The following is a 17,278-nucleotide window of genomic DNA, read 5'->3' as shown; positions in this document are numbered from 1 at the left end:
TCCTGCTATCACCTTGTAATGGGAAGTGATTCATCACTTTCGGTGAACAAACGCAGGATACCATGACTTCAGTCAAACCTTTTCAATTCAAAAACCTGCCAAGCTACAGCCGGGCCCAGGCTAATTGCCTGCAAAGCCTTTCCGCATATTTAAGCCAACGTCCTTTCCAAAGCGGCTTTCGCAGCCACATTTGTGAAATCCTTCAAGCCGCTCTGAAAGTTCCAGCCAAACTCTCCGGGGTGGATATTCAACCATTGGATACCCAAGCCCTGAAGAAGATGCTGCCTGCGCAAGGTTGTTTCGCGCTCCTGGGTGCAGCCCCTGGAACCCATAAGATTATCGCCGACCTAGATTCGACACTGGTCACTCAAGCCATTGACCGCCTACTCGGAGGCGACGGACAAACGGAAGTGATTCGCCGCAACCTTACCCAAGTCGAGCAAGGTGTCGTATCCTTTATGCTCCTCAAGCTTATCGGAGCATTTTACGACGGCTGGACAAGCGGCCGTGAGATTGCCTTGACCTTGGACGATTTCTTGGGCACCCGCGAGGAACTCGAAGATATCATCGAAGACGATACCGATTATTACCTGCTTGGCCTCAAAGCTAGCCTTGGTGATTGCATCGGTTACGCCCGCATTCTTTTGCCTGCGCATTTCATCGACACCTTCTCAAAACCAGTTGCTCAATCAGGCGGCACTCCTGAAGAACATGAGTACATGCGCCAGACTCTTCGACAAATTGCAGACCATGAAGTTGAGTTAAAAGTTGAAGCCGGCCGACTTGAGCTTTCCTCTGAAGACATTGCCACGCTTGAAGCAGGCGATATTATTATCCTCGAAAATCATCAGCTCGCGCTGAGCCCCGAAGGGCCAACCGGTAATATTTCCGCTCACATTGGCGAAGGTAAAAACGGTTGTCTTCAAGGCCAATTGCAAATCGCCGAAGGCCAACTCAAGTTCGCCATTTCACAAATCCTTGTTCAAGAACAACCGATTGAGGCACCCATGACAGATGAACTAAACGATGAGCCGACCATTCAAGAAGCAACTGACAACCTTCCAGAAACCGAAGGGCTTCTGAGAGACATCGATGCGCCAGTGGTCATTGAGCTTGGAAGACTTAAAATGAATACCGCTCAAGTTACGCGACTTAAGTCCGGCCAAATCCTGCGTCTTTCACGCAACGCCAACGATCCAGTGGACCTCGTGGTCAACGACAAAATTTTTGCACGCGGCGAACTCGTGGAAATCGACGGTGAGCTCGGTGTTCGACTTGTTCACGTGACCGGCGTTTCATAAGGCCTTTATCTCAATATGCTTAAACCATTACTCATTGCCGCAGCCCTCATGCTCGCACCTGCTGGACCCGGTGCGCAGAAAACCGGCGTGGCAACACCCAAAGCTGAGGCCACTCAAGCTCCAACCAAAGCGGCGCCTGCTCTCACGGTAAAAGCGGCGCCCGGAGCCACTGATACAGCGGCCATTGACCTAAACGCAGACAGTCCTCCCCCCACATCCTGGGATAACGCCCAAGGCAAGGACGTAGCCGGCAGCTCAACCACCGCCGTCGATGAAAACACCCTGGCAGAGCAGCTCTTACAGACTCTCATTGCTCTGGTTTTTGTTTGCCTGCTTATCTACCTTGTCGGGCGCTTCGGACTCTCTAGGCTTACCTCCCTGCGTACCGGCGCCCCTACCCAAACGCTCAACCTCAACGAAAAACTCAGCCTCGATGCCAAGAACGCCCTCTACGTTGTTGAAGTTAAAGGCCGAGGGAAATTACTTTTAGGCGGCGGTGACCAAGGCTTAAACCTCATTTGTAACCTTGATGAAGACTCTGCTTTTGAAAAGTCGATGAACCGGACCCAAAGCCCCTTAGTGGATTCTACCCCGGGCGCTGAGGTACAAAGGGAACAACATGGTTAACGCTCTTCAGAACTCAAAAGGGTTCGCAAGCATGATCCGTTGGTGGTCCTGGTTGCTAACAACGAGTATTGTCTTCTACTCACAGAACGCTTTCGCGCAGAAAGTGTCCGAAATCTTCGACAAAGACAGCGTGACCAACCGTCCGCTCCTTCTCTTAACGGCTCTTGCTGGTCTTGCCATCGTGCCATTCGCACTGATGATGGTGACCTCCTTTGTAAAAATTGCAGTTGTTTTATCGATTGTTCGACAAGCCATCGGTACACAGCAGATCCCACCGACTCAGGTCATTACGGGTCTTTCTATTGTACTTACCGTCTACATTATGATGCCGGTCGGGCTTGAGATTTACCACAACGCTCAAGAAACCATTTTACAAGAAAGCCCCAGCGGCGAGCCGATGAAGATGACCGACCTAAGCGTGGACCAAATCGTTGGGCTCAGCGACCAAGCCCAAGGGCCTATGCGTAACTTTCTGATGAAACACGCTCACCTTAAAGACCGCGATATGTTCTACAAGCTTGCTTGGCGGATGCGTATGCCCAAAGACAGGGCCACGCTCACAGATAAAGATTGGAGTATAATTATTCCAGCCTTCGTGATCAGTGAGCTCAAAGAAGCTTTTCAAATTGGCTTTATTCTATTTGTACCTTTTCTCGTCGTCGACATGGTGGTGGCCAATATTCTCATGGCCCTCGGCATGCAGATGCTTTCGCCGACCACGATTTCCTTGCCGTTTAAGGTTCTCCTATTTGTTCTGGTCGATGGCTGGTACCTGATTACCAAGGGACTTGTTGTCGGTTATCAATAAACCGAGGAGAGTGAAGTTATGGATCAGCAGGTACTCGATTTCATTTTGCGGATCACCAATGAAGGTCTGCTCATGATTATCGTTGTCTGCGGACCTCCTATCATTTTAAGTATGATTGTCGGCCTCACCGTTTCTCTTTTCCAAGCAGTGACCCAGCTCCAGGAAGCCACCCTCACCTTTGTACCGAAGATGATTGTAATCTTCGGTGTACTCGCCGCTCTTGGCCCCTGGCTTGGCGGAACGCTTCTGAACTTCGCACGTCTTTGCTTTGAGCGATTCCCAGAATTTATCTTTTAAGGATCTGCGCTCATGGAACAGCTCCTTGCCCTGGTTGGGGAAAAACTAAACTACACGCAAGAGCTCCTGATGGTGGCTCTTATTCTCGGCCGTACGATGCCGATGATTATGTTAACCCCATTTCTAGGCGGACAAGTGATGCCTACGGAAGTGAAAATGGGTCTCGGTGTACTGCTCACCGTTTTAATTTGGCCAACCGCCACCATGGCTATTTCCGGATCCGTGCCCTTTACCGCTGTTGGCTTCTTTTTCCTCATGCTCAAAGAAGCATTTATCGGTATGGCCATCGGGTTTATGAACGCCCACATTTTTTATGCGATGGATATGGCCGGGCGCCTCATCGATACGGTCCGCGGGACAAGTATGTCTGAAGTCATGGTGCCGCACTCCAAACAGCGCGCCACACCCACTGGCAGCATGTATTACCAGCTATTACTCGTCATCTTCTTTATTTTAGGTGGGCACCACGTATTCCTAGAGGGCTACTTTATGTCCTTTGCGAGCATACCCATCAACGAGACGCTGGCCATCGGTGCCGGGTTTGAACCCTTCGTAAACTACATGGTGCGAATGACTGCCAATATACTACTGGTTGCAGTCACTCTTGCGGCTCCCGTGATTGCTGCAACATTTATCACCGATGTCGTGTTCGGAATTTTAAACCGCGTCGCCCCTCAATTAAACGCTTACTTTATGTCTATGCCCGTTAAGGCATTGGGCGGTGTCATCATTATTTTCATCTCACTCGGCGCGATTGTCGGAAACTTTGAAGTCTATTCAGAGTGGGCGGTGGTCGCCACCCAAAGCACCATCGATTACCTTGCTGCGACAATGGATTAAACAATGAGTGACGGCGGAACTGGCGAAAAAACAGAAGAGCCCACCCCGGAGCGGCTTCGTAAACTGCGAAAGGAAGGTAACGTTCCCAAAAGCCAGGATGTTACCAGTGCCGTTTCATTCATCATCGTCTTTGTGGTGCTCGCTGGCTCACTGCCCTACATCACCGATCATTTTAGTGAACTTTTTGAAACGGCTCTAAGAGCCATCGTCTCGAAAGAAACTGAGGGCGTTATCGCTCACCGGCTGCTCGTTCAGGGCATTGTGACGATGGCCAAAGCCTGTGCTCCGATCCTTGGCGCAGCCTTTGTACTCGGCATGGCGATGAACCTTGCCCAAGTTGGATTTATGTTTACCACCAAGCCGATCACACCAGACATCAAAAAGCTCAACCCGGTTCAGGGATTTAAAAACCTGGTGAACATGAAGAAGATGGTCGAACTCCTTAAAACCATCGTTAAATTCACGGTCATCAGCTGGCTTTCGTACGCTGCGCTCAAAGATGCAATCCGAGACGTCATTTTGATCATCCGAAGTGACCTCTTCATCGGTATGAAGGTTATTGGCTCGATCATCTGGACGTTCTGCCTCAAAATAGGGGCAGTCTTTGTAATCATTGCCGCCTTCGATGCGATCTATCAGAAGCTGCGGTACATGAAGGACAACCGGATGTCGAAGTACGACATCAAGCAGGAGTACAAACAGTCCGAAGGGGACCCTCAACAAAAGGCGGAGCGAAAACAGCTCCACCGGGAAATGATTAACTCCGGAGGTTCTGGAGCAGTCAAGAATGCGGATGTTGTTGTGAGAAATCCAGACCACATTGCAGTGGCTTTAAAATACGATGAAGAAAAGGAAAGTGCCGCTCCCAAAGTGGTCGCTAAAGGCCAAAGAATCTGGGCGCAGAAGATTCTGGAAGAAGCACGCCATTACGGGGTGCCCATTGTTCGTAATGTTCCGCTCGCCCAGGCCCTCAATAAGGTTGATGTTGGCGACGAGATCCCCGAAGAACTCTACGATGCAGTGGCGGAAGTACTTAATTTTGTTTATAATTTAGCCGAAGAGCAAAAAGCGCGGCAAAATCCGAGAAAACATTTACAACCCGGACCCGGGAAATCGGTGTAGGTAAGAAGCTATGGCAAACAATACGATCAGCTACAATCGATTCTCAGCCCTACCGGCGAACATCGCTCACTACGGCACAACCAGTGAAGAACTCGCACTCCAAAAGGGTGCGCCGGATCCAGATCCTGTTCTCTCACCTATGGCCGATGCGGTTGTTCCTGCTAGACAGCTCGCTTTGAGCCGAGCAGGCTCTGATAAGCTGCGTTTGGCCAATCCAAGCCAGCCCATGGCCAACCCCTATGAAGGGCGTAAGCCCAACCTCGTCCACAGCCGACACGCCGTCACCAAGCTTGCTGGTCCTGTAGTCGAGCAGCTTAAGAACCTCGTGAATACTGGCGCAGTGGTTGAAGGCAATGTGCAGCATCAGATGATGCATTCACTTAAGCGAGTGGCTTCTTTGACCACTTTTCTCGATCAACAAAATAAAATGGTCGATACCATCTACGCGCGGACCCTCAGCGTCAGCAAAGGCTAAGCTGCCTTAAAAGCCAACGGCCACGAAGCCCTGCCCACTCTCTACATCCCCTCAAAGCCATGATATGAATTGCATTATGAGCGATGTGGAACCAAAAACTTTAGATCCCCTTACCAAGCGCCTGCATAAACTCACCGAAGAGTGGAGTCAGGGACGGGTAAGCCTTAAAGAAATCGTTGGACTCTCACCCGAAGAGCTCTATGCCATCGCAGACCAGGGATATCTTTTCTTTCTCCAGGGCAAGATTCAGCCCGCCCAGGTCATTTTTGAAGGCCTTGTCGCCATTGATCCAAGGAACGCCTATTATTACAGGGCCTTAGGAGCAATATACTGGCAGCAACAAGAGGCTCAAAAGGCCTTGCGGCAATTTACCTACGCCATTCGGGTAGCCCCGCACGACGTATCGTCCTACGTCAACCGAGCTGAAGTCTTTGTCGCCAGCAAGCAATTTGAAGAAGCTCGCCAAGATCTGCATCAAGCGCTAAGCCGTGCTCGGCAAGAAGACCAGCCGCTGGTGAAGAAGGCAAATGCCATGATTCAGATGATTGCAAACCACGAATAACGCCATGCGTTAAAAAAAAATGCAAAGACAGGCCTCTCAGCCTTTGCGAAGCCGCCCCGATCTTTGTAAACTGCCAGCCCTCTGTGGACTGCGGACAGCTTAAGCGTCAAGTTGACATCCGGGTACACAGATTGTTAACTCCCTCCCGTTATCCCTCCGGAAACGGGGAGTTTTCACGAACCTTACGCCCTTTGGAGAAGTGCGCAAATGTCTCAATCCGAGCGCCGCAAAGCCACCAGTGACGATATCATTCTCGAGCTAGAGGATGCCTACAGTAAAGACCCTGGGAAGAATGTTGGGCCATTGGCCGAAGCATACATCGACTTCGGTCGCCCTAAAGATGCCATTCGCGTTTTGGAGAAGGATGGCAATGGCCAAGAGGATACACAAGTCCTTCTTGCCAAAGCTCTCTATGACAGTTTTCAAAATGCGAAAGCAGCCGAGACGATCAAAGCCGCAGTTCAAAAGGGTAACCTTGAGAAGAACCTGCGTGCTCAATTGCTTCTTGGCGAAATGGCATATGAAGAGAATCGTGCAGACGAAGCCAAAAAGCATCTTAAAGTTGCCTACGGCATCGATAACAATAACCGCAGAGCTGCTGAATTACTCAACACTCTAGGTGAAAAAGTTACGGTTCCTGAAGAGGAAGTTGAAGACGAAAACGTTAGAGGCTTCAACACCGAGGAAGAGCAGAATGAGAATTTAGGCAAAGCCATCGGCCAGATCCTATTAGGAATTATCATCTGCGGCGGACTTTTCTTCGCATACTACACCAGCGCTCAACGAGCACACGAAGCTAAAATGCTGGCAGTAGACTCAATTCCAATGCTTGAAAAAGGCGATGTTGAAAGCCTTCTCGACGCCGAGAAGAACTACGACAAGATTCTCGAATTGGAATCGTCAAACCGCTACGCATTGGCCGGTAAAGCTTACTTGCATGCACTCCTCTGGATAGAGCACGGAATGGACAGCTCTCGTCCTGACGCTGTAGATTTCGTGGAGCAAGCTGCTTCGGAAGAAATTATGAGTGCTGAGCGCTACGCAGCAGCAGTACTTACTGCAGTGGGTGACAAAGACTACGCCAAGGCAACACGCATCGCTGAAGAAGTGGCCGCAAGTGGTGGTATTTCTGACAAGCTTCAGTTCGCTCTCGGCTTAGCCCTTGAGCGACAAGGCAAGGTTCGCCTTGCTCGGGAAAACTTTCGGAAAGCACATGACGTAAAGTCTGGTGCGCCTCACTATGCATCGCATCTTGGTAACGCATACGATGCCGACGGTGACCGTAGAAACTCAAGTCTCTACTGGGCAAAATCAGCTCAAGCCAACAGTAACTTTGTGCCGGGTGCTACACGCGACTTAATCGCACGTATTCGCCAAGGTGAGACTGAGCTTAAAGTTGAAGAGACACTTAAGCGTCTCGAAGGATTTGGCGCTGAGCTTTTGGGTAAAACCGACAGAGCAGCCATCGCTATCACCCGCGCTGCCCTCGCGTTACGCGAAGGTCGCGGTGAAGCCGCAGTTAAAGCTGCTGATGAATCTATCGCAGCCGGCGGCGCTACTTCCTTTAGACTCTACTACAAAGGTCTCGGACACCTCGCAGCAGGCCAAGCAGAAGAAGGGTTCAAAGCCCTTAAGTCTGCTCAAGAAACCGAGACAGGCAGTAAGCTATACCTGACAGCACTCGTGAAGGCGTACACCGATGGTGGAAAATTTGAAGATGCTATCAAGCTTCTTCAAGCGCAGCCGAAGAAAGACCAAGCAGAGGCACCCTACCATGTTCAGCTTGGTGATGCTTTCCGAGCCAAGAAAGACTTCGACAACGCCAAAAAAGCGTACGAAAAAGCTCTTGAACTTCGCAAGGACTTTAGCGACGCACTCTTAGGAATGGCCATTCTCTTCTGGAACCAAAAGAAGAATGACGATGCCATCAAGTGGTTTGAAAAAGCAGCATCAGCCAAGAGCAAGTTCCCACAGGTATACGAAAACATCGGCATGATGTTTATTTCTATGGGTGCTACGACTGACGGCAACACACAGCTTGAAGAAGCTGAGCGTCAGTACATGGCAAAGAAAGCGGACAAAGTTGAACTCGCACGCTTCTACAAGCTCTGCGCAGATACAGTCACACCACGCTCATGGTCACTTGGTACCAAGTGGAAAGCAAAGTTGGACGCGCTTAAAGCGCCGCCAGCACCTGCTGCTGCTCCAAAATAAGATAAAATCTTAAAGATATATTCAGAAAAGAGCTGCGTAACCCGCAGCTCTTTTTTTAGGTTCCTACCTCGGTGTAAACATTGCGCCTCACCTGCTTCTTCTTCCAATAACGCTGTGGTGGTAAACACTTTGAACAAACGATCCACGTAAGGGGAGCACGAGAAGGCTCCAAGAGAATCCACAGCTCAGTGACCGTGGCCGCATACTTCTGTACTTTAAGCGGCCGTCAGCATCCCAGAAAGCCACCGCACCAGATGGACTGACATTGTCCGCCAAGTTGGTAACCAACTGTATCGCTAAGCCGGCTCCACAGGCCTTCATGGCCGTATTGCTAGAATCAGGAAGGGGTGAATGACCCCAAGGAAAACTCTTAAATCAGAGCCGCAAGCACCTGTTTCCCACTGGGCTTCGGTGGGGAACTCTTTGCCGTTCCATGCACAGAACGCTTAAACTTCTTCATAACTGACGTAATTTATCGGGTGGCTTAAACTCGCAGCTTGCAGCCCATCGAAAAACTACTTGGCTACGCACTCCCCTGCCTCTTCTTCATACCCTTCGATACACTCAAATCCACATTCAAAGGCCGGGAAGAGTTCATCACCAACCCCCATGCAATTCGCGGAGGAATTCGCAGGCACATCCAGCTCTGTGCAATCAACCGAGCTGGAGCCATTAAAGCAGTGTTCTACATCATTGTGCTCGTAACAACGTCCATCGACCTCGTGTTGACCCACTAGGCAGTTGCCCGGATCAGGTGTGTCACTACCGTCAGAAGTATCTCCGGCTTCTTCGGGAACACACTCCGACGAATTTGAATCACAGATAAACCCACTCGCACAATCATCTCCAGTGTCGCAGATATAGCCAGCACTTGATTCATCAGGCCATTCGTAAGCGCAGCCAGAACAAACGAGAACCAAGCTTAAAACGAGAACGCACTTCATCAAAAACTCCCTTGAAGTAAGAGGCCAGTATCACCTGCATAGGCATAGGGAGTCAGTGAAAGATTCCTACCCATTTCCGTAGGTGACGCGCTGGACTCATCATCGGAGAAAAACCATAGAGAAATTCCCGTGGCTGCAGCTGCCACCCCTGTCACCAAAAATATATTCGTTAACATAGATGCCGTCTTACCATCACCTATCGCACGCTGTGCTCCCGCATTACGACTTATTGATAAGTCGTATTGAGACTTCGCCTCTAAACCAAAATAAGTAGCCGTCCCAAGAAGCGCCGCCCCCGTTCCCATCATCACCCAAGACCAGGTCGAAGGCCCTGAGAATGACGACTGCGTCGCATCACTTTTCAGAACTTGAATCGGCGCTGCCCGTGGGGCAATGTCGGTGTAGCTCGTTTTTGAGCGAACCTTTACCCAAAGAGCCTCAAGCGCCTGCTTGGCTCCTCTACGATATTCATTGGGATCTTTCTTGAGATTGGTACTGATTCGGCCAACGACCTCAGCCTTCCTAACATCCAGCAGCGTTAGCGAAATCATAAGGTCATCACCCAAGCCGGTCACCCGTGGGTAAAGCAACTCATCGACCCCTATGGTACCACCAATTTCAGCCAAACAACTCATCTCAGAGCAGTCAAATGCTTGTCTTGTTTGCTCAAAACCGAGCATCGCTTCGATATCACGCATCGTGATGACGCGGCGATTCTCAATCCTCCCCAGCTCAGCAGTGAGCAGTTCAGTAAAAATTTCAGGAGTCGCATTATCAACACCAACTCCCTGTACAGGTAAGAGTGCCAGTGAGCGTTTTTCTTGAGCCAACAGTGTGGTTGGTAACATCAGACAAAGTGCAGCGCACCAGAGAACTTTCATCACAATTTCCTAAGCTCTTGATCCAAACCCTTATGGAACCGCCACCCCCTACTCTGTAGGGACAACAAATTCTACAGGAAAAGTCTCCTCTGGAGCCATTAAGACAGGGTCCCAGCCCCCAGAGAGTTTTTTAAGTCGGCTTCCCACTTCGATACTCGTCAAATGATCTGCCCAAATAGGGAATCGGTGCTCTGTCCCGTCACGCCTCTTCACCACAGCAGTATCGGCTGCTTGGGCGTTGGGGCGCGGCTGAATCTTCACCACGGTGCCATACCAATTAGAGCTGTAACGCTTAAACATCTCTAGAAGTGGCTTGTCGGTATCGATGGGCGAAGCCTCAGCCAACGACCAGCTCCCAAGCTCTTTGCTAACCATCATCCCGGGGCGTACACCTTCAGCCGAAACCCACTCGGGGGGCCTATCGTGGAGCCCTAAAAAGACCTCACCCGTACGCACTTCAAGTACCACCGCTCGGTAATTATCGAGTAACTGATTGAGATAAGGAGCCACCAAAAAAGCTACCACAATAGCAATCAGCATCGGGCCGTATCGCTTAAGCGGCCCTTCCATCTTGAATTCATCTTCGTTGATATCATCACTCATGGCGAAATATTTAACACGGTGCTCTCGGAACTCAAACGGCGTAAGCCTCGAAACTAAACTTCTCGCTCAAGTAATCCCGCAAAACGTTGGTCAAAATGCAATGCAACGGAGCGAGTCTTAATATCCCGATGTTGAACCCGAATAACCTGGGCATAGGCTCGGCTGGAATCGACATCAGCTTCTTCACTTTCACCGGTGCGGCGATGCATCATCACTGCACTCTCAAAAATACTGGTGATACTACCGAGACCCGGTAACTCAATTCGATCCGGCGCATGATTTCCTTTTGGAAGCACCTGGCGCACCACTGCAGCGCTGCCACACTTTGCTACCTGACGAGCGATATCTCGTAGGCCCTGTTCGTAGCTTCGAAACCCCGCCTTCGATGAACCCGAAGCATCATGCGGCCTAAAATCCGCAATCAATAAGTCTGGTGGGTTGCGTACGCACTGAGATAAGACCTCCTCGAGCAACACCTCTTTACGGCAATGCATCAAAAGATTATCCCACCCAATGTCGTCGCGAGCTTTATCCAGCGCATACTCTTCTTTATCTGTCATCAAGCCTGCTTGAATTCGGTACCCGTTGACCTCTGAGGCACGCAAAATCAAACGGCCACGCAGCTGACGTTGGTTTAAACGATCAGAATAGTAGGCAACCTTCAGCCTCTTGTTCAAAGCGGCCAACACGGAACCTATCAATAAGGATGTTGCACCCACGCGCGGGCGGCTGGCAATAAGAGTCATGCACTCTCTGGCAAAGCCTCCCCGCATCGCATCATCGACCGATTGTAAGCCAGTACTAATAAAAGGAGATTTCTGCTCACTGCTCAGCCCACGACCTGAACGGTCCGGTTGGTTCACCACCTGATCACGGGTGATAAAACCAGGGTTTCGTTTTGCAAAATCATGCGGGTTCATAATTAAAATTGTCGATCAATCGCCCGACAGATTCAACCAAGAGTTCTGGACAATAATTCGTGATTCCGCCAAAAGCGTACTCAAGGTGTAGGACACGCGCCCATAGATAAACGGCGGTATGCAGAGGTTGAAGCATGACTCAAAACTCATTTTCGATTCACCAAACAAGTGCCTTTGAACTCTTACCCACACTTGGTGACGAGTCCATAGACTGCATCATTACCGATCCTCCCTACGAATCCTTGGAAAAACACCGGTCCGTTGGCACCACCACCCGGCTGAAAAAAAGCGATGCTTCCAGCAATGTTTGGTTCTCGGTGATTCCAAATAGTTCTTTCCCAGAGCTGATGCAGCAGATGTACCGGGTCCTTAAAAAGGATCGGCACTTCTACTTGTTCTGCGATCAAGAAACGATGTTTGCGGCCAAGCCCGCAGCGGAACAAGCCGGCTTTAAATTCTGGAAACCATTGGTTTGGGATAAATGCGCCATTGGCATGGGCTATCACTACAGGGCCCGTTACGAGTTCATCTTGTTCTTTGAAAAAGGTAAGCGCAAACTCAACAATCTATCGATTCCAGACATCCTGGCGCAAAAGCGCATTCACAATGGATACCCTACTGAAAAACCAGCCGACCTCATCAAAGTATTGATTGAACAAAGTACCCAAAGCGGCGAAATGATTTTAGATCCATTTATGGGCTCTGCCGCCACGGGCGAAGCCGCTCTTCAGGAGGGACGAAACTTTATCGGTTCTGATATTGCAGACTATGCATTGCAAACATCGACCCGGCGCTTAGGTCCACTTGGCCAACGCGTAGAACAGCTCGAAGAGCTTGGCGTCTTAGCGCCTCAGCTGGACCTCTTTTCCTAAAACAAAGGCAGCTGGCCCAAATCGGTCTTCACAGAAGTAAGAATCTGTAGGGCTTCTTTGTATTTACTTGGCTCACAATAAACCCGGTTCACGCCCGTCACTGTCGCAAATCGTTCAAACAAAGGCGTGTATTGCTCAATGGGGCTGATACGACCAATCTCTGGCTCTAAGACCATCAGTGGTGTCGATTTTTGAGATCCACGGACATATTTTGAAAGTACGCTCTTACTGCGGCTCTTGAAATAGTTCACGTTCGCAGCCTTCAGCCTCAAATCCAGCTCAGAGTCGACAGGCTCAGGTCCAAAATTATGCTGCTCAACCAGCATTCGATAAGGCCTGCGATTAGCAACGCATTGTGCCCAGCGGTCCGTAGACTGACGTAAATGATAGGTGAGATGCACATCGTCCGTTTGCAAATAGCCTTCGGTATCACCTGGCAGCTCATATTCACCCGACTCAAAAAATCGTCCCAACATATTATCAAAGCAAACGGGCGTGTGGTGGAGGTAAACCGCCAAAAACATATGATAACGCGCCAACAAGAAGTTCTCGAATGCCCAAACACCGCGATGCTTCAAAGCAAGTTGCCACTTCCCCGCTTCTTCAACCGCTGTAAGGTTGGCCGTTAACCACATATGGTCAAACTGGCCGTAACTAACTCCGCAGCAATATGCGTCGCGGCGCAGATAATCCATGCGGTCTGCATCCATCTCGCCAGAGACTATTTGGTGCATCAAAGGCAGAAGATTCTTACCGTCGAAAATAAACGCTCCGCTTTGCCCCGGAGGTTCAGTTCCCATAACCAGCGCTGCCAACACTTCACCGCTGATATCGAGGTCTCCAACCTGCCGATGAATCAAATCCGTAAGCTCGGAATCCACCAACAACTTCACAGTGTAATCTTCATGGGTTGCTTGACGGGAAGCATTGTTAACCCAGTCGCCGATATTCAATGCTGCCACTGATGGCATTACGCGCTCGGTAACATGGCTGAAGGGCGCATGCCCGATATCGTGAAACAAAACCGCGAGACGCAGCATTTGACGAAGACGGACATGCTCAAGCCGCGAAAGCTTGAGAGGCTCCATAATCTTCTCAGCCATAGTCGTTGCCATTTGCATGGCGCCTAAACTGTGGGCGTACCGGGTATGAGTCGCGCCAGGAAATGCCAGATGAGAAAAACCCAGTTGCTTAATATGTCGCAAGCGCTGAAATGGACGAGAGTCCACCAGCTTAATTTCAATGGGCGTTACATCGATGGTTCCGTGAATAGGATCATGGATGGATATCATTGTTTTGTCCGCAGCACTTCTTAAACTTCTTCCCACTGCCGCATGGACACGGATCGTTACGCCCTACTTTCGCTGTCTGGCGCTTCACCGTTTGCGGCTTCTCAGCTTTTTTCTGCGCCGGCCCTTTTCGCATTTGCTGGTCACGCAATTGCTTGGTCCGACGTGCTTCGAGTCTTGCTTCGTAATCTTCCTGCGTCTCGGTGGTAATAACAACCCGAGAAACCTTCTGCAGAACATCTCCCGCAATGGCCGCCATCATACTGGCAAAAAGGTTGTAACCTTCTTTCTTGTATTCCTGCTTTGGATCTTTCTGAGCATACCCGCGCAGACTAATACCTTCACGTAGATGATCCATCGCCCGAAGGTGCCCTTTCCAGAGCGAATCGATGGTTTGCAAGTAAATCACTCGAGCTACGCCATAGAAACCTTCTTTGGAATAGTCTGCAATTTTCTGATTCACCATCGTCTCAACGGTGGTATAAATCCGGTTTTCGAGTTCTTCACGGCTAAGCTCTGTGAGTTCTCCAATTTGAGCTTCAATACCAAATTGGTCTCGAACGAGCTCTTCGAGTAAATCGATGTTCCATTCGTCAAAATGGGTCTTGGCCGGGCAACATCGGCCCACCATCTGAATCACCACTTCTTCAATCAGATCGAGCACCAACTCTTCAGTCTCATCAACACCTGCGCCAATGACGCTGCGTCGAAGCTGATAAACCGATTTACGTTGCTCGTTCATGACGTCATCGTATTCAAGTAAGTGCTTACGAATATCGAAGTGGTGTCCTTCAACTTTTCGCTGAGCATTCTCAATACTCTTATTAACCCACTTGTGCTCAATGACTTCGCCCTCTTCCATACCCAGACGTTCCATCAAACCTTTAATCTTGTCGCCGCCAAAAATACGCATGAGGTCATCTTCAAGAGAGACGAAAAAGCGAGATGAACCCGGGTCACCTTGCCGGCCAGCACGTCCGCGAAGCTGATTATCAATTCGTCGTGATTCGTGGCGCTCTGTACCAATGATACAAAGGCCGCCGGCATCGAGGACTTCCTGCTTTTCTTTGGCGCATGTTGCGGTCGTCTGCTCAAGATGCTTGGTAAAAAGTTCACCGTCTGCATCCTCTGCATCACCTGCAGCCTGCTTTGCTAGAAAATCAGGGTTACCGCCCAAGAGAATATCTGTACCACGGCCCGCCATGTTGGTCGCAATGGTGACAGCACTCTTACTGCCTGCCTGAGCTACAATCTCAGCTTCTCGTTCGTGATACTTCGCGTTTAAAATGGCGTGACCAATTTTGCGGCGCTTCAAAGCTCGCGACAACACTTCCGACTTTTCAACGCTCACCGTACCGACTAGGCATGGCTGACCACGCTTGCTTCGGTCCATGATCTCATCGGCAATGGCTTCGAATTTTTCTTCTTCTGTTTTGAAAACCAAATCGTTTTCATCAAGTCTTGCTATCGGCTTGTTGGTTGGAATCACCAAGCATTCAAGATCGTAGATTTTCGCAAATTCTTCCGCCTCAGTTTCCGCCGTACCCGTCATACCGCCAAGCTTAAGATACATTCGGAAATAGTTTTGATATGTGATGGTTGCGAGCGTTTGGTTCTCGTTCTCAACCTTCACACCTTCTTTGGCTTCAACCGCCTGGTGCAAACCATCGGACCAACGTCGTCCATCCAAAACCCGGCCCGTGAACTCATCAATGATTTTCACTTTGCCTTCTTGAATCATGTAATCCACATCGCGGCGAAAGAGCGTGTGCGCGCGAAGGCCCTGATTCACGTGGTGCAAGAGCTCGATGTTGTCCGGCATATACAGGTTATCAATATTCAAACGTTTTTCGACTGCGGTGATACCGGCTTCCGTAAGAACGCTCGTGCGGCTCTTCTCGTCAACTGAGTAATCTTGCTCACGGCGAAGTCCGGGGATAATTTTATCAATGCGCAGATACTTCTCTGTATTATCTTCAGCCGGTCCACTGATAATCAAAGGCGTTCTCGCCTCATCAATAAGAATCGAATCGACCTCATCCACAATTGCAAAGTGGTGACCACGTTGCGTGTAGTCATCCAAAAAGAGCTTCATGTTGTCACGTAAGTAATCGAAACCAAATTCGCTGTTGGTTCCGTAAGTGACATGCGCATTATAAGCGGCTTGGCGTTGCTGATCGGAGCGGCCGTGCACAACCGTTCCTACATCGAGACCTAAGAAATTATAGACCTGCCCCATCCACTCAGCATCTCGTGTAGCCAAGTACTCGTTCACCGTAATGACGTGAACACCTCGGTGTGCCAGAGCGTTGAGATAAACAGGAAGGGTTGCGGCCAGAGTTTTACCTTCTCCGGTTTTCATTTCCGAAATATGGCCTTCGTGCAGAGAAATACCACCGACCATTTGCACATCGTAATGACGCATTCCCAACACACGCACGGAAGACTCACGGCATAACGCGAACGCTTCCGGTAAAAGCGGGTTTAGCGAATCGTCGATGCGCTTTCGCTCAAGCTTAAAAGCCTCCGGCGTAGGCGTGTAGGTAAACCGGCTTTCTGGATCCCCACCGAAACCCTTGTAGGCCTCAAGGTAGCGGTTGCGCAGGTCAGTCGACTTGGACTGCAAAGACGCATCGGGCAGAGCTTTGAACTTTGCTTCCAGGGAAGCAATTTGATCGACCATCCCACTGATTCGCTTAAGTTCGCGGTCGTTTTTACTCGGAATTATTTTCTGCCACCAGCCAGCCATAAGGGCGCTCCAATATCTTGATTTTTCTAGGGAAACCGTGGGCAAACTAAGCTTTGAGTAACCATCGGTCAAGGCCTGTATGCCCAAAGTAAGACGATACTCGAGATTGCCCAGCCCCTGCCGGCCTGAAAGCACACACTCAGCTAAATCTTTGCGTTGAGACCCTTGTTAAAGCAGATGACCATAACAAGTTTAAGTGCTGGTAATAAAACAACTAAATGTTTTCACGGCTCAAAATAAGTGAAGGCTCTTACGATCGGCGAGCTTTACTCGCTCTAGGCGACAACCTTCATCAGCCCTTCATCCTTTGAAGCTTGATCATTCTTTCAATCTAAGCTAGTAAGTAATTACTCACTTACTAATGTCGAGAAGTTGTACATGCGACCTAGAACCATCAGCGATGACGAAATCCTAAAAGTTGTTCGAAGTTGTGTGCTTCAAGATGGGCCAAATGTATCAACTCAAACCATCGCCGACCAAGCCGGGGTTTCCCAAGCCACGCTCTTCAAGCGCTTTGGCAACAAGGTACACTTAATCAGCCGGGCGCTCCTGCTTGGCATGGAAGCACCGAGATTCATCAAAACCCTTGAAGCAGATGTCGATCTTAACGAACCCAAAGCTCAGCTCTTGCGCATGGCGACCGGTATGCACGGCTTCTTCGAGAAAATGGTTCCTTGTTTTTCTGCTCTTCGAGCCGCCGGTATCGACCTTCCTGAAACCTTGTCGAAAGAAGCACCGCCGGTGCGCGCCCGCCTTGCCATCGAAGAATGGATT

General features: G+C 49.9%; 17 protein-coding genes. 11 read left to right on the top strand and 6 right to left on the bottom strand.

The annotated features are described in order from the left end of the window. Positions 1 to 62: 62 nt before the first annotated feature. The 9 genes from sctQ (at position 63) to HOK28_09580 (ending at position 8,246) form a co-directional block, all read left to right on the top strand. On the top strand, positions 63 to 1,301 hold the full coding sequence (sctQ, locus tag HOK28_09620; GenBank protein MBT6433339.1) for a type III secretion system cytoplasmic ring protein SctQ: 1,239 nt from the start codon (positions 63 to 65) through the stop codon (positions 1,299 to 1,301). A 15-nt stretch (positions 1,302 to 1,316) separates the two neighbouring features. Next, a complete protein-coding gene (locus tag HOK28_09615) occupies positions 1,317 to 1,928 on the top strand; it encodes a hypothetical protein (GenBank protein MBT6433338.1) in 612 nt (203 codons plus the stop codon). Beyond that, entirely contained in the window at positions 1,921 to 2,736 is an 816-nt protein-coding gene (gene sctR / locus HOK28_09610) for a type III secretion system export apparatus subunit SctR (GenBank protein ID MBT6433337.1), read from the top strand. The genes HOK28_09615 and sctR overlap by 8 nt, the downstream gene beginning before the upstream one ends. A gap of 18 nt (positions 2,737 to 2,754) precedes the next feature. Then, positions 2,755 to 3,033, top strand: coding sequence for a flagellar biosynthesis protein FliQ (fliQ, locus tag HOK28_09605; protein ID MBT6433336.1), 279 nt, complete (start codon positions 2,755 to 2,757; stop codon positions 3,031 to 3,033). Between the two features lie 12 nt (positions 3,034 to 3,045). Continuing rightward, positions 3,046 to 3,873 (top strand): flagellar biosynthetic protein FliR, encoded by an 828-nt coding sequence (locus HOK28_09600; protein MBT6433335.1) that lies wholly within the window; start codon positions 3,046 to 3,048, stop codon positions 3,871 to 3,873. A gap of 3 nt (positions 3,874 to 3,876) precedes the next feature. After that, positions 3,877 to 4,995 carry an EscU/YscU/HrcU family type III secretion system export apparatus switch protein gene (locus HOK28_09595; protein MBT6433334.1) on the top strand — a complete coding sequence of 373 codons (1,119 nt, stop codon included), beginning with the start codon at positions 3,877 to 3,879 and terminating at the stop codon, positions 4,993 to 4,995. Positions 4,996 to 5,005: 10 nt separating this feature from the next. Beyond that, complete coding sequence (locus HOK28_09590) at positions 5,006 to 5,470, top strand: hypothetical protein (GenBank protein ID MBT6433333.1); 465 nt, start codon at positions 5,006 to 5,008, stop codon at positions 5,468 to 5,470. Positions 5,471 to 5,546: 76 nt separating this feature from the next. Then, a complete protein-coding gene (locus tag HOK28_09585; protein MBT6433332.1) occupies positions 5,547 to 6,032 on the top strand; it encodes a CesD/SycD/LcrH family type III secretion system chaperone in 486 nt (161 codons plus the stop codon). Between the two features lie 207 nt (positions 6,033 to 6,239). Next, complete coding sequence (locus HOK28_09580) at positions 6,240 to 8,246, top strand: tetratricopeptide repeat protein (GenBank protein MBT6433331.1); 2,007 nt, start codon at positions 6,240 to 6,242, stop codon at positions 8,244 to 8,246. Positions 8,247 to 8,761: 515 nt separating this feature from the next. Here the strand turns inward: HOK28_09580 and HOK28_09575 are convergent. Genes HOK28_09575 through HOK28_09560 form a run of 4 tightly spaced genes read right to left on the bottom strand, consistent with a single transcriptional unit; the run spans position 8,762 to position 11,594 of the window. Next, positions 8,762 to 9,190 (bottom strand): hypothetical protein, encoded by a 429-nt coding sequence (locus tag HOK28_09575; GenBank protein ID MBT6433330.1) that lies wholly within the window; start codon positions 9,188 to 9,190, stop codon positions 8,762 to 8,764. Beyond that, the gene (locus tag HOK28_09570) at positions 9,190 to 10,071 is read right to left on the bottom strand and encodes a hypothetical protein (protein ID MBT6433329.1); all 882 of its coding nucleotides are present in this window, start codon (positions 10,069 to 10,071) and stop codon (positions 9,190 to 9,192) included. The genes HOK28_09575 and HOK28_09570 overlap by 1 nt, the downstream gene beginning before the upstream one ends. A 48-nt stretch (positions 10,072 to 10,119) precedes the next feature. Next, complete coding sequence (locus tag HOK28_09565; GenBank protein MBT6433328.1) at positions 10,120 to 10,674, bottom strand: hypothetical protein; 555 nt, start codon at positions 10,672 to 10,674, stop codon at positions 10,120 to 10,122. Between the two features lie 53 nt (positions 10,675 to 10,727). Further along, positions 10,728 to 11,594, bottom strand: a complete 867-nt coding sequence (locus tag HOK28_09560; protein ID MBT6433327.1) for a hypothetical protein — start codon at positions 11,592 to 11,594, stop codon at positions 10,728 to 10,730. 134 nt (positions 11,595 to 11,728) lie between these two features. Here HOK28_09560 and HOK28_09555 point away from each other — a divergent pair, with 134 nt between their 5' ends. After that, positions 11,729 to 12,466, top strand: a complete 738-nt coding sequence (locus HOK28_09555; protein ID MBT6433326.1) for a site-specific DNA-methyltransferase — start codon at positions 11,729 to 11,731, stop codon at positions 12,464 to 12,466. Here HOK28_09555 and HOK28_09550 read toward each other — a convergent pair. Together HOK28_09550 and secA are read right to left on the bottom strand one after the other, a co-directional pair. Then, positions 12,463 to 13,758: an HD domain-containing protein gene (locus HOK28_09550; GenBank protein ID MBT6433325.1), complete on the bottom strand. Its 1,296-nt coding sequence runs from the start codon at positions 13,756 to 13,758 to the stop codon at positions 12,463 to 12,465. The genes HOK28_09555 and HOK28_09550 overlap by 4 nt on opposite strands. After that, complete coding sequence (gene secA / locus HOK28_09545; GenBank protein ID MBT6433324.1) at positions 13,742 to 16,504, bottom strand: preprotein translocase subunit SecA; 2,763 nt, start codon at positions 16,502 to 16,504, stop codon at positions 13,742 to 13,744. Before secA ends, HOK28_09550 begins: the two co-directional genes overlap by 17 nt. Positions 16,505 to 16,882: 378 nt before the next feature. Here secA and HOK28_09540 point away from each other — a divergent pair. Continuing rightward, the coding region (locus HOK28_09540; GenBank protein MBT6433323.1) for a TetR/AcrR family transcriptional regulator at positions 16,883 to 17,278 on the top strand (396 nt) is incomplete at its 3' end.

The organism is Deltaproteobacteria bacterium, from assembly GCA_018668695.1.
GTDB lineage: Bacteria > Myxococcota > XYA12-FULL-58-9 > XYA12-FULL-58-9 > JABJBS01 > JABJBS01.
This window is presented reverse-complemented; position numbering and strand designations above follow the sequence as displayed.

Excerpts from the sequence above, each read along its gene's own strand:
- sctQ (MBT6433339.1), top strand. The coding sequence starts at position 63 with ATGACTTCAGTCAAACCTTTTCAATTCAAAAACCTGCCAAGCTACAGC.
- HOK28_09615 (MBT6433338.1), top strand. The coding sequence starts at position 1,317 with ATGCTTAAACCATTACTCATTGCCGCAGCCCTCATGCTCGCACCTGCT.
- sctR (MBT6433337.1), top strand. The coding sequence starts at position 1,921 with ATGGTTAACGCTCTTCAGAACTCAAAAGGGTTCGCAAGCATGATCCGT.
- fliQ (MBT6433336.1), top strand. The coding sequence starts at position 2,755 with ATGGATCAGCAGGTACTCGATTTCATTTTGCGGATCACCAATGAAGGT.
- HOK28_09600 (MBT6433335.1), top strand. The coding sequence starts at position 3,046 with ATGGAACAGCTCCTTGCCCTGGTTGGGGAAAAACTAAACTACACGCAA.
- HOK28_09595 (MBT6433334.1), top strand. The coding sequence starts at position 3,877 with ATGAGTGACGGCGGAACTGGCGAAAAAACAGAAGAGCCCACCCCGGAG.
- HOK28_09590 (MBT6433333.1), top strand. The coding sequence starts at position 5,006 with ATGGCAAACAATACGATCAGCTACAATCGATTCTCAGCCCTACCGGCG.
- HOK28_09585 (MBT6433332.1), top strand. The coding sequence starts at position 5,547 with ATGAGCGATGTGGAACCAAAAACTTTAGATCCCCTTACCAAGCGCCTG.
- HOK28_09580 (MBT6433331.1), top strand. The coding sequence starts at position 6,240 with ATGTCTCAATCCGAGCGCCGCAAAGCCACCAGTGACGATATCATTCTC.
- HOK28_09575 (MBT6433330.1), bottom strand. The coding sequence starts at position 9,190 with ATGAAGTGCGTTCTCGTTTTAAGCTTGGTTCTCGTTTGTTCTGGCTGC.
- HOK28_09570 (MBT6433329.1), bottom strand. The coding sequence starts at position 10,071 with ATGAAAGTTCTCTGGTGCGCTGCACTTTGTCTGATGTTACCAACCACA.
- HOK28_09565 (MBT6433328.1), bottom strand. The coding sequence starts at position 10,674 with ATGAGTGATGATATCAACGAAGATGAATTCAAGATGGAAGGGCCGCTT.
- HOK28_09560 (MBT6433327.1), bottom strand. The coding sequence starts at position 11,594 with ATGAACCCGCATGATTTTGCAAAACGAAACCCTGGTTTTATCACCCGT.
- HOK28_09555 (MBT6433326.1), top strand. The coding sequence starts at position 11,729 with ATGACTCAAAACTCATTTTCGATTCACCAAACAAGTGCCTTTGAACTC.
- HOK28_09550 (MBT6433325.1), bottom strand. The coding sequence starts at position 13,758 with ATGATATCCATCCATGATCCTATTCACGGAACCATCGATGTAACGCCC.
- secA (MBT6433324.1), bottom strand. The coding sequence starts at position 16,504 with ATGGCTGGCTGGTGGCAGAAAATAATTCCGAGTAAAAACGACCGCGAA.